Consider the following 12,189-nt stretch of genomic DNA (forward strand, 5'->3'; position numbering starts at 1 on the left):
GGACGCAGGGGCGGGGAACCAACCGGTTTAGCCCTCGACGCGGTGCGTGGCCCAGAACGACGTCAGGTCGGTCGACCCGGCCGCCGCCTGTGCCGCGGCCTTGAACTCGGCCGTCGTGGACACGCCGTACCAGTGCGACTGGGCGTACGACTTCAGCAGGTTCGCCATCGCCGTGTCGCCGATCAGCCGCCGCAGGTCGTGCAGCGTGCACTTGCCGTAGTTGTAGACCACCGTCGAGTAGCGGGACGAATGCGCGTCCCAGTAGGCCATCGAGTTCGTCAGCTTCTCCGCGCTCGACTGCCACGTGATGCCGCAGCCGCTGCCGGTGACCCCGCGGTAGAGGTCGGTGGCGTAGTCGGTGAAGCTCTCGTCCAGCCACGGGGCGTTGTACTCGTCGTCGCCGACGATCCCGTAGAACCACTGGTGCGCCAGCTCGTGCGGCAACGCGGTCGTGGACACGAGGTCGAGCACGAAGCCCGGGTACTCCATGCCGCCGAACCAGAAGTTGTTGTCCAGCACCACGTCCACCTCGCCGTACGGGTAGTCGCCGAAGCGGCCCGAGTGGACGTCGATGGAGTCGGCGGCCAGTGTCAGCATCTGGTTGGCGCTGCTCGTGGAGATCCCGCTGACCGAGTAGACGTTCACCCGCACGCCCTTGCCGGACGTCGTGGTGATCTTGGCGAACGGTCCGGCGGCCCACGCGAAGTCACGGACCTTCGACGCGGTCGCGTGCGTGGTGGTCGTGGTGCCGCTGGTCGTCTCGGTCGACGAGCCGGTGGCCGGGGTCAGCAGCGACGTCGGGTGCACCAGCGTGACGTCGAAGTCGCTGATCACGGTGTAGAAGGACTCGCCGTTGTTGGTGTAGGGGTCGAGGTGCCAGCCCGCGCCGTCGCGGACCGCCAGCACTGGCAGAGCGTTGCCGATCATGTTGTACGCGCCGTCGTGGCCGAACCGGTCGGCGCCGCTGGGCACGACGATGCTCAGGTCGAACCCGATGGTCGCCGACTGGCCCTGCGCCAGCGGGGTCGGCAGCGTGATCTTCATGGCGGTGCAGTCGACGCTGAGCGCGGACGCCGTGCCGCCGGTGACGTTCGTGACCGTGATCGGCGTCGTCGGGCAGCTGCCGTGGTAGTTGTCCCAGAGCCGCAGGTAGACCTCGGGCAGCGTGGACGCGGAGCCGTTGGTGAAGCTCACGCTCTGGTGGCCGGTCCACGTCGTGCCGGCGGTGTTCGAGGTGAGGTTCACCGTGTAGGCGGGGTTGATCGGTGTCCGCGTGGAGTCCGCGGGCGCCGTCGTGACCGTCCAGGCGAACGTGGCGCTGCCGCTGTTGCCGGCCGGGTCCTTGGCCGTGACGGTCACCGACGACGTCCCGGCGGTGGTCGGCGTGCCGGTGATCTTGCCGGTGCTCGCGCCGATCGCCAGCCCGGCGGGCAGGCCGGTCGCGGTGTAGGTCAGCGCGTCGTTCTGCGGGTCGCTGGCCTGGACCTGCAGCGACACGGCCTGGCCGACGGCGCTCGACTGCGCGCCCGGCGACGTCACGACCGGGGACTGCGGGTTGCTCGTGCCGGTCGTGGTCAGCGAGAAGTCGTCGAGGAGGAAGTTGGTCGCGAGGCTCGAGTCCTCGGTGCCGGTGATCTTGAGGGTCACGGTCTGGCCGAGGTAGCGCGAGACGTCCACGGTGCGCTGGACGTAGCCGGTGTTCTTGTCGAGGTTCGAATAGCTCGCGAGGGTGTCGGTCCCGGCCTGCACGACGAGCTTGTCGTAGGCCGTGGTCGTCGACGTCTCCTTGGTGTCGATGTGCGACCACCAGGTCAGCGACGCCGAAGCGCAGCCCGCCGGGAGCGTCAGCGCCTGGGAAAGGGTGTCGGTGTGCGTGCTGCCGTAGCCGTCCAGCCAGGCGTCCATCGTCCCGCCGTGCGCGGGCTCCGCCGAGGTGGCGGCGGAGATCACGCCACTGGTCTGCGTCCACGGGGTGGTACCGCTCTCGAACCCGCCGTTGCCGACGACCTGGTCACCGCAGACCGCGGCGGCTTCGGCCGGCGCGGCGACGACGACTGCGCCCAGCAGGCCGACAGCGGCACTGAGCGCAGCAGAAAGCACCCTCGATCTCATGGGGGAGTCCTTTCCCGGCCCCGCCGGTCGGGGCCAGGAGAAGCGTGCGCTGCCGCCGGGGCGGCAACAACCCGCCATGAGTCGGGTTCGGTGAATTAGGCCTGCTGGAGCACGTTGAGCAGGATGAAGAGCAGGACGAGGGCGCCGGCCACCGCGAGCAGGGCCGAAACCCCGGACCGGATCATCTCCCCGAACCCCTTGGCCGTGCGGGCCCGGTAGGCGGAGTAGTTGGCGCGGGCCTCGCGGGCGCTGTGGACGCGGCTGCCGACGAACAGCCCGGCGCCCAGGGCGAGCAGAACGGCGAGGAAAACGGACACGGGAGGATCCTTTCGGGGTTCGGGAACGAGGAACGGCCTCATTACTAGACCCGACGGACGTCGCGCGCCATGGCTTTTGGCTATCTCGTTTCCGGGCCGGTCGGCCCTGGTGGGACAGTCGTCCCGCGTTCCTCGGAAAGCGGCGCCGGTGACCCGACGGTATCCGTGGTCTTCCCTGGCACGCAAGGAGTTTTCGGTGGCTCAGCCCTCGGTCGCGAGTCCTTTGTGCCGCTCCCGCAGTTCCCGTTTGACGATCTTCCCACTGGGATTCTTGGGAAGCCGGTCCGCGAACACGACGTACTTGGGACATTTGTAACCGGCGAGGTGTGCCTTTGCGTGGTCGACCACTCGCGCAGCGTCGAGAACGACGCCTTCGCGCGGCACGACGACGGCCGTCACCGCTTCGATCCAGTGTGGATGGCCGATCCCGAACACGGCCACCTCGGCGACGCCGTCGAGCAGGTACAGCGCTTCTTCGACTTCGCGGCTCGCGACGTTCTCGCCGCCGGTCTTGATCATGTCCTTCTTGCGGTCCACGACGGACAGGTAGCCGTCTTCGTCGACGACGCCGAGGTCGCCGGAGTGGAACCAGCCGGCGCGGAACGCTTCGGCGGTCTTGGCCTCGTCGCGGTAGTAGCCGAGCGTGGCGTGCGGGCTCCGGTGCACGATCTCGCCGACCTCGCCCGGCGCCACGGGGTTGTCCTCGTCGTCGACGATCCGGGTCTCGACGTTGAGCGACGGCCGCCCGGCCGAGCCGGCCCGGTCGAGCTGTTCGTGCGGGCGCAGGATCGTGGCCAGCGGCGCCATCTCCGTCTGGCCGTAGAAGTTCCACAGGGCGACGTCGGGCAGGCGCCGGCGCAGCTCGCGCAGCACCTCGACGGGCATCGCGGACGCGCCGTAGTACCCCTTCCGCAGACTGGAGAGGTCGGTCCGGTCGAAGTTTTCGTGACGCAGCAAGGAGATCCACACCGTCGGCGGCGCGAACAGCTTCGTCGCGCGCTCCCGCTCGACGGCGGCGAGCAGCGCGGCGGGGTCCGGGCCGGGCAGGATCACGCTGGTCGCGCCGAGGTAGACGTCGACGGAGAAGAAGCAGTCCAGCTGGGCGCAGTGGTAGAGCGGCAGCGAGTGCACCTCGACGTCGTCCGCGCTCATGCCGCCGTCGATGACGCACGAGACGTACTGCGCGAGCAGCGACCGGCTCGACAGCAGCACCCCTTTGGGGCGCGACTCGGTGCCGGAGGTGTACATGATCCGCAGCGGGTCGTCGTCGGCGACGAGGACGTCGGGCGCTTCGGTGTCCCCTTCGGACAGCCAGGTACCGACGTCCTCCCACGCACCGCCGCCGCTCTTCGGGATCCGGGCGCGCACGACGTTGCCGAGTCCGGCCAGTTCCAGGGCCTTGGCGGCGGTCGGTTCGAGAGCGTCCTCGGCCACGAACGCCGCGACCTCGGCGTGACGGAGGATGAAGGCGATCTCTTCGGCGCCGAGCATGAAGTTGACCGGCACGAGGAGGACCCCGAGTTTTGCGGCGGCGAAGGCGAGGACGCCGTACTGCCAGCAGTTGTGGCTCAGCAGCGCCAGCCGGTCACCCTTGCGCAGTCCCCGCGCGGCGAGCGCGTGGGCACAGCGGTTGGCGGCGGCTTCGAACTCGGCGAAGGTGAGCTTGACGTCACCGTCGACGACGGCGAGCTTGCCCGGCAGCCGCAAGGCGGTGCGGCGAAGCAGATCACCGAGCGAGTGCTGCCGGGCGCGGTCGACGAGGTCCTGGTCCATTCCGGCAGTCTCGATCGCGATGGGCCGACTGGCAAGAGTGGCCCGCCGGCGCTGACCGCGGGGATGCTGTTGGGGCCGCCCGGCGCGTTCCCGGCGGCCGACTCGGCACCGCGTTCTTCAGCCGGGCAGCTTCGCGAGAACCTGTGCCGCTCGCGTCTCGAGGGGACGGTAGCCGGACTGGGCCGCGAGCTTCGCCGCCGCCTCGCCGTGCAGCCGGGCCTGGCCGGCGTCCCCGGTCGCCAGCGCAGCCTCCGCCAAGCCCGTCAACGCCGCCGCTTCGCACCACGTGAAGCTCGTCTCGCGGGCGATCTCCAGCGCCGCGGTCAGGGGCTCGGCCGCCGGCTCGCCCAGCCGCACAGATGCCTCGCCGAGCGCCGCCAGCGCCGAGGCCTCGGTGCCCCGGTCGCCGATGCGGCGGGTCAGCTCCACCGCTTCGGCCGCGTCGGCCAGTGCCCGCGTTCCGTCGCCCGCCCGTGCCTCCAGGACCGCGCGTCCGGACAGGGCCGCCGCTTCGCCGTACTGGTAGCCGAGCTCGCGGTTGGCCGTCAGCGCCCGCTCGTAGAGGTCGGTGGCGGACGCGTTCCCGAGGTCGCGGTGGATGTGGGCGAGGTCGACCAGCACCACCGCCACGCTGAACCGCGCGCCGTCGCGTTCGGCGATCTCCAGCGCGCGGCCGAAGTGGTGCAGGGCCGCGTCGAGGTCGCCGACCTGGCCGCACGCGAAGCCGAGGTTGGCCAGTGCCATCGTGACTCCCGGAATGGCCAGTTCCTCGCACAGCCGCAACGACTCCTCGCCGCACGCGATGGCCTCGTGCGGGTCGCCGAGCCGCTGGTGCACGGCGCTCAGGTTGTTGAGCGCCGCCGCGCGCCCGGCCGGCCAGTCCGCCGCCAGCCCGCCGTCCAGGACGGTCGTCAGGTGGCTGCGGGCGTCGGCGTAGCGGCCGTTGTTGACGCCGGCGAGCGCGATGGACAGGCGCATCGCGGCCTGCGCCTGCCGGTCCCCGGCGGCCTCGGCCGCGGCCAGCGCCGTCGTCGCCGTGTCGATCCACTCGGTGTGGTGACCGCGGTGGTGGAAGAACGCCCGCAGCGCGTCGGCCAGGTGCCAGGCGTACTCGCGGGCCGCGGGGTGCTCGACGGCGGCCGCGAGGTTCGGCCACTCGGTGTCCAGCCAGGCCAGCGCGTCCTCGGTGCCGTCGAAGACCTGCTCGGGATCGGGCCGGGGCAGGCGGAGGAAGTGCGGGATCAGCCGCCGCCCGGCCGCGTCGGCCGTCGTGAGGTAGTGGTCCAGGAGCCGTCGCCGGGCCGCCCCGGCGTCGGCGGGGGAGTCGTCGGCCGCGACCCGGCCGCTGGCGTAGCTGCGCAGCAGGTCGTGGAAGCGGTAGCGCCCGGGCAGGTGCCGCTCGACGAGGTGGGCCGCGGCCAGCGCCTTGAGCTGGTGCCCGGCCCGCCCCTCGGTGACGTCCGCGAGGCCCGCGGCCGCGGGTGCGGTGAACGTCTGGCCCGGCACGAGCGCGAGCCGCCGGAACAGCAGGCGGTGCTCGGCGGGCAGCGCGCGGTAGGACACCGAGAACGCCGTCGTGACGGCGCTTTCCTCGGCGCCGTCGACGGTCAGCCCGGACAGGGGATCGCCGTCGGCGAGTTCGCGGGCGAGCTCGGCGATCCCGTCCCCGGCTTCCAGGTTGGCCGCGGCCAGCCGCAGGGCCAGGGGGAGGTGCCCGCACAGCCGCGCCAGTTCCGCGGCCGCCGCGGGTTCGGCCGCCACGGCGGGCTCGCCGAGGACGTTTTCGAGGAGCTGCCGGGAGTCGTCCGCCGGCAGCACGGACAGCGGAACCGGGCGCGCGCCGGTGCGGGCGATCAGGTCGCCGAGCCGCTGGCGGCTGGTCACCAGCACGGTGCCTGACGGCGGCAGCAGCGGCGTCACCTGTGCGCTGTCGCGGGCGTTGTCGAGCAGGACGAGCACGCGGCGGTCGGCCAGCAGCGAGCGCCACAGCGCCGTGCGCCCGGCCGGGTCCGGCGGGAGCGCGCGCGGGTCGGTGCCGAGGGCCCGCAGCAGCTGCGCGGCGGCGACCGCCGGCGTGAGCGGCTCGTGGTCGGGGTCGAAGCCGCGCAGGTCGAGGTAGAGCTGGCCGTCGGGGAAGCGGTCGCGGACGCGGTGCGCCCACCGGACGGCCAGCGCGGTCTTGCCGACGCCGGCGGTGCCGGTGACCACGCGGAGGTCGAGGCCGGCGTCGGCGGGCTCGTCGAGCCGGGCCAGCTCCGCGGTACGGCCGGTGAAGCCGCGGACGTCGTGCGGCAGCTGGGCCGGGCGGACCGGGACGGCTTCCAGCGCGGGGTCGGCGGCGAGGACGGCGTCGTGCAGGCGGACCAGCTCGAGCGATGGGTCCAGGCCGAGGTCGGTCGCGAGGCGGGTCCGCAGGTCGCGGTACGCGGTGAGGGCGGCGTCGGTGCGGCCTTCGCGGTGCAGGGCGAGCATCAGCTGGCCGACGAACCGCTGCCGCAGCGGGTGCGCGGCGACCAGCGTCGTCAGCTCGGCGAGCACATCCCGGCCGCGGCCCAGCCGCAGCTGCGCGTCGATCCGGTCTTCCAGGGCGCTCCAGCGGGCTTCGTGCCACCCCGCGAGCAGCCGGTCGGCGAGGTCGGCGGAGGCGGCGCCGGCCAAGGCGTCGCCCCGCCACAGCGCAAGTGCCTCGTCGAGCAGCGTCACGGCGGTTTCGTCGCCGGCCTCACGGGCTCGCCGGACGAGCGCGGTGAACCGGTGGGCGTCGATCGCTTCGGCGTCGGCGCGCAGGACGTACCCGGGACCTTCGGTGGCCAGCTCGGGGCCGTTCGCAGCGCGGAACACCGCGCGCAGCCGCGAAACCAGCGCCTGGACGGTGTTGCGCGCGCTCGCCGGGGGAGCGACGGGCCAGAGCAGATCCACGAGCCGGTCGAGCGACACCGGGCGGCCGGCTTCGAGGAGCAGGACGGCGAGGACGAGCCGCTGCTTGCGGGAACCGAGGTCGACCGGGGCGCCGTCCGCCGTCGCCTCGACGGTGCCGAGGATGCGGAACTCCACCCCGTCACCTCCGTTCACCCGGCCGGGTGACCACCGTACTGCAAGCGGGGTGCAAGCTTGATCGATGATGCTGGCCCGGTCGACGGACATCACCCCGACGATGTCCACGGTCGGCTCACCTCGCCGGCACGGATCGGCGGGCTGCCGCTCCCTCAGGCGGCGCGAGCTGGGGGTAGGGCCACCCCGGCGACCTTCCACCCCCGGTCGCCGTGGTGGCCCTTCGCGCGTTCAGCGGGCGCTGTCGTCGATCTGCACGGGGTAGCCGGCCCGCAGGACGGCGATCGTGGCCGGCGGGGTCAGCACCGGGACGGTCCCTGCCGTGGGCAGCAACTGTTTCCGGCCGTAGCCCGACGTCGTCCACGGGGTGAGGTGCCCGTCGACCTTGAGCTCGGGGTGGTCGCCGCGGAGGACGAAGACGCCGTCCGGCAGATCGGCCCAGCCCAGTTCGTGGAGACGCCTGTCGTGCGTTCCGCGGACCAGGCGTTCGGCGTGCAGCCGCCGGTTCATCGCGGTCGCCGACGGCGTGCCGGGCCAGGCGTCGCGGTAGGCGGTGTACGCGGGGCGGCGGCACTCGCCGCAGGGCCGGTGCCCGGCGGCGAACGAGACGGCCTCGTCGTGGAAGTACAGGTGCGTGTAGCGGTTCGGCAGCCACTGCTCGCGCCACCGGCCCCGGAACGCGAGCGCGCAGGTGATCCACAGGTCGCCGCCGTGGAAGCGGACGATCTCGCGGCCCTCGTGCAGGACGCCCCGGTTGCCGGTCCAGGCGCCCCGCAGCGGGACGTCGACGATCGCTCCGGCGGGTGTCACGCGGTTGCGCACCAGGTCACCCGCCTTCCGGAGTGGCGGCGCGGCCGGGCGCGACGCAGAATGCGCGCATGCAGCCGACGGTCGTCCGGGTGGCGCGCCTGGCCGACCCGGCCGGGCCCGCCGACGGCGTCCGCGTGCTCGTCGAACGGCTCTGGCCGCGCGGCACCGCCCGCACGGCGGTGGTCCTGGACGGCTGGTACCGCGGGCTGGCCCCCTCCGACGAGCTGCGCACCTGGTACGGCCACGACCCCGAGCGGTTCGCCGAGTTCGCTTCGCGATACCGGGCGGAGCTGCGGGAGCCCGAGCGAGCGGCGGCGCTGGAGCGGCTGCGAGAGCTGGCGGCGGGTGGCCCGGTGACGTTGCTGACGGCGAGCGGGTCGCCCCCGATCAGCCAGGCGGCGGTCCTGGCGGAGATCCTCACCGGCGGCGGGTGACGGGGAGGTCGCCGCGAGCTTCCGGCTGGTCGGCGAGGTGGGCCGCCAGGCCGTGGGCGACGAGGCCCCCGCGGCGAGCCCACCGCTCGGCCGGCGGCGAGGCCCCGCTGCGAGCCAACCGCCCGGCCGACGGCGACGTCGCGGCGGGCCCCCGGCGGCGATGCCCGAGACCTCGCTGCGGCCGGTCATGTGCGCGGCCCGGTTTCCGAGCCACTCGCGGTCGTCGTCACCGTCGCGGTCGCCGTTCCCAGGGTGTCGTGGTGGGCGGTCAGCGTCAGCGTCCCCGGCGGCCCCGCGAACGGCCGTAGCCACACCGCCGCCGCGCCGCCCGTCGCGCCCAGGTCCATCCTGGTGTCTCCGACGAGCTCGCCCGGGCCGGTCAGCGTCACCGTCACCGGACCGGTCGCGCCCGCGCGGATCGTCCCGAACCGGTCCAAGGCGGACACCACGACCCGGGTCGCGTCGCCGCCGTCGGCGCGGAGCTGGGTGTCGTCCGGGACGCAGCCCAGCACGTCTCGGGTCCGGTCGCCGCTGAACCGCCGGGAGACGACCAGCCGGTCACCCACGTAACCGTCGATGCGCAGCTGGGGACGCTGTCCGCGCGGCACCGTCAGGTCGACGGCGAACGGCGGGTACTTCAGGTGCGGGAACTCCGCCCGCCGGCTGCGCGCCTCACCGGCGGGCCGGTCGTCGAGGAACAGCACGAGCCGGTCGCAGTTCGACCAGATCGTCGCGGCCCGCCCCGGCCCGGACGGCGACGCGGTGAAGTCCCAGGTGAAGCCGGGTTCGACGACCGCCCGCGCCCGCGGGTCGCCTTGCGAGGCGTAGAACGCCGCCGCGGGCTTGGGGATCCGGAAGAAGTCCGAGACGCCGCAGTACTTCGACCCGCCCATCGAGCGTTGCCAGCCCGACGGGTAGTCGAACGCGCACCACGCCAACAGCCCGCAGTACCGGTCGTCGGCCGCGGCCAGGTCGTGGGCCTTCGCGTGCAGCTCGGCCTGCAGCTGCTGGGTCGCGTCGGGGTCGGTCCGGCGGTAGGCGCGGGCGCCGGCGATGGTGCCGATCGTCTCCGTGACCAGGTACGGGACTCCCGCGTGCGGCGGGCGCAGCTGAAAGGGCGCGCCGCGGCGGGCGGTGTAGTCGTTGTAGGCCAGGATCTCGACGTCGCTGCCGGCGTACCGCGCGCCCGTCGAACTGGCCAGCGCGCCGCTCGTGGGCCGCGACGGGTCGAGCTTCCGCGCGAGCCGCCCGGTCCGGTCGTACATCGCCGTCGTGCCGTTGGCCTCGTTCACGCGGGTGCCCCACACGATGATGCTGGGGTGGTTGCGGTCCCGGGTGATCATCCCCGAGACGTCCCGGAAGTTCTGCTGCTGCCAGGCCGCGTCCCCGATCCGGCCCCAGCCGGGGATCTCCTCCCACACCAGCAGGCCCAGCTCGTCGCAGGCGTCGAGGAACGCGCTCGACTGCGGGTAGTGCGAGCAGCGGACCATGGTGCAGTTCAGCTCGCGCCGCAGGATCTCGGCGTCGCGCCGCTGCACGCGGTCGGGCATCGCCCCGCCCGCGAACGGGTACCACTGGTGCCGGTTGAGGCCGAACAGCTTGAGCCGCCGTCCGTTGAGGAAGAAGCCGTCGGGGGTGAACGTGGCTTCGCGGAACCCGATCCGCACCGTCCGCTGGTCGAGCACCACGGGCCCGGACCGCACCGTGACGACGACCTCGCACAGCGCCGGATCCTCGACGTCCCACAGCCGGGCCGCGCCGAGCCCGCAGATGTCGAACGCCACCGTGCGGCTGCCCGGCGGGACCGGCGCGCCACCGCGGGCCAGCTCGCGTCCCGCCTGCCGCACGGACGCGCTCACCTGGGCCGCGGCCGGCGCGTCGAGCGTGCACTCCACGTGCAGCGACCGGGCGGGGGAGAGCACGTCGTCGGGCCGGGCGAAGACGTCGGCCAGCCGGGTCCGCGGCACCGGGCCGACCGTGGCCGGGCGGTAGATCCCGGCCGGCTGGTAGAAGTCGATCACCGACGGGCCCGCGCTGTTCGGCAGGTTGGGCGGCACGTCCAGGGCCCACCGCCCGTCGACGACCACGGCGAGCACGTTGTCGCCGTCCACGACCCCGGGCAGACCCACCTCGAAGGGCAGGTAGCCGCCTTCGTGGGTGGCGACGAGGGTGCCGTTGAGGAACACCGCCGCGTTCGTCATGACGCCGTCGAAGCGGGCGGCGCACCGCTCGGCCGCGGTCGCGGTGAAGTGCTTGCGGTAGATCCACCGGTCCTGCCAGGACGCCGGGTCCCAGCCGGTCCACGACAGCGGGGTCACGCAGTGGGGCAGTTGCACGGGGGAGAGGTCGATCTCGTCGAAGCCGAGGTCGGTGCAGCCGTCGGAATACCGCCCGAAGAGCCAGAAATCGCCCAGCCGCACGCTGTCCGGACCGGGAGCGGCGTGTCCGGCCGAGCCGACGGCGGCCACCCCGAGCAGCGCGGCCCCGCCGGCGGCGAGGAACCCACGCCGCGTCAGGCGCGGCTTCTCCTCGGCCATCGACGACCTCCGTGCTCGGTGTCCTACCCGGGAATCGCTTCTCACCACTCAGACGTGACAAGCGATCAAAGGGTTGGCTCTCAGCGCAGAGTCGAGGCGCGGACCACCAGCTCGGGGGTGAAAACGACCTGCCGGTGCTCGTGATCCGGTTCGGACTCCGCCAGCAGCAGCTCCGCCGCCGTGCGGCCGAGGCGCCGGCGGGGCTGGCGGACCGACGTCAGCGGCACCGCGGCCGCCGCCGCGAACTCGATGTCGTCGTACCCGACGATCGCCATGTCCTCCGGGACGCGCATGCGGAGGTTCGCGCACGTCTGCAGCAGGCCGAGCGCCACCAGGTCGTTGGCGCAGAACGCCGCGGTCGGGCGGATCGAGGCCGGCAGCCCCGCCAGCCGCTCGCCCGCGCCGCGCCCGTCGGCCACGGTCAGGGCCGTCGTCGTCAGGTCGACGAGGTGGTCCGGGCCGAGACCGGCCGCGCGCAGGGCCCGCAACGCGCCCAGCCTGCGGTCGCGGACCTGCCCGACCGTCGTGTGGTTGCCGATGAACGCGATGCGGTCGTGGCCCTGCTCGACCAGGTGCCGCACGGCGATCTCGCCGCCGTAGACGTCGTCGACCGCGACCGAGCAGTGCGCGGTGCCGCCGGGGGTCCGGTCGACGACGACCACCGGCGTCCCGCGGTGCGCGATCTCGTGCAGCAGCGGGGCGTCCGGGTCGACCGGGGTGATGAGGATGCCCTGCACCCGCTGCTGTTCGAGCCGGCCGAGGTAGGCCGCCTCGCGCGTGGCCTGGTGGGCGCTGTTGCAGAGGAACAGCGAGAGGTCGCCGGCGTCGGCGGTGTCTTCCATGCCGGCCGCGACGTCGGTGAAGAAGGGGTTGCTGCCGTCGAGCATCACGTACGCGAGCACGCGGCTGCGCCCGGCCCGCAGCTGCCGCGCGGACTCGTTGCGGACGAACCGGAGCTCGGCCATCGCGGTCTCGACCTTCACGCGGGTGGCGGGGCTGACGCGGTCGGGCCGGTTGAGCACGTTGGACACCGTGCCGAGGGAGACGCCCGCGGCGGCGGCGACGTCCTTCATGCCTGCCGACTTCGGCTCGGCACCGGACTCCTGGACCGACATGGAACCCCCTCATTGAAACGTAACATCGCCACGAACAGTC

The 12,189-nt window shown here is 73.2% G+C and carries 8 protein-coding genes; 1 reads left to right on the forward strand and 7 read right to left on the reverse strand.

From position 1 onward, the window contains the following. Positions 1-27 precede the first annotated feature (27 nt). The 5 genes from ACZ7OU_RS30975 to ACZ7OU_RS30995 form a co-directional block, all read right to left on the reverse strand. Positions 28-2,112 (reverse strand): putative Ig domain-containing protein, encoded by a 2,085-nt coding sequence (locus ACZ7OU_RS30975; protein ID WP_470257914.1) that lies wholly within the window; start codon positions 2,110-2,112, stop codon positions 28-30. Positions 2,113-2,207: 95 nt separating this feature from the next. Beyond that, the gene (locus tag ACZ7OU_RS30980) at positions 2,208-2,429 is read right to left on the reverse strand and encodes a hypothetical protein (RefSeq protein WP_155543862.1); all 222 of its coding nucleotides are present in this window, start codon (positions 2,427-2,429) and stop codon (positions 2,208-2,210) included. A gap of 201 nt (positions 2,430-2,630) precedes the next feature. Further along, positions 2,631-4,202 carry an acyl-CoA synthetase gene (locus tag ACZ7OU_RS30985; protein ID WP_470257915.1) on the reverse strand — a complete coding sequence of 524 codons (1,572 nt, stop codon included), beginning with the start codon at positions 4,200-4,202 and terminating at the stop codon, positions 2,631-2,633. A 117-nt stretch (positions 4,203-4,319) separates the two neighbouring features. Beyond that, positions 4,320-7,256 (reverse strand): AfsR/SARP family transcriptional regulator, encoded by a 2,937-nt coding sequence (locus ACZ7OU_RS30990; protein ID WP_470257916.1) that lies wholly within the window; start codon positions 7,254-7,256, stop codon positions 4,320-4,322. Between the two features lie 228 nt (positions 7,257-7,484). Then, positions 7,485-8,075, reverse strand: coding sequence for a hypothetical protein (locus tag ACZ7OU_RS30995; protein WP_470257917.1), 591 nt, complete (start codon positions 8,073-8,075; stop codon positions 7,485-7,487). 56 nt (positions 8,076-8,131) lie between these two features. Between ACZ7OU_RS30995 and ACZ7OU_RS31000 the strand changes: the two genes are divergently transcribed. Beyond that, positions 8,132-8,497: a DUF488 domain-containing protein gene (locus ACZ7OU_RS31000; RefSeq protein WP_470257918.1), complete on the forward strand. Its 366-nt coding sequence runs from the start codon at positions 8,132-8,134 to the stop codon at positions 8,495-8,497. Positions 8,498-8,682: 185 nt separating this feature from the next. Here the strand turns inward: ACZ7OU_RS31000 and ACZ7OU_RS31005 are convergent, their stop codons facing one another. After that, a complete protein-coding gene (locus tag ACZ7OU_RS31005) occupies positions 8,683-11,034 on the reverse strand; it encodes a glycoside hydrolase family 2 protein (protein ID WP_470257919.1) in 2,352 nt (783 codons plus the stop codon). An 80-nt stretch (positions 11,035-11,114) separates the two neighbouring features. Continuing rightward, on the reverse strand, positions 11,115-12,149 hold the full coding sequence (locus tag ACZ7OU_RS31010) for a LacI family DNA-binding transcriptional regulator (protein ID WP_470243974.1): 1,035 nt from the start codon (positions 12,147-12,149) through the stop codon (positions 11,115-11,117). Between the last annotated feature and the right edge of the window lie 40 nt (positions 12,150-12,189).

Source organism: Amycolatopsis sp. NPDC114505 (assembly GCF_055633615.1).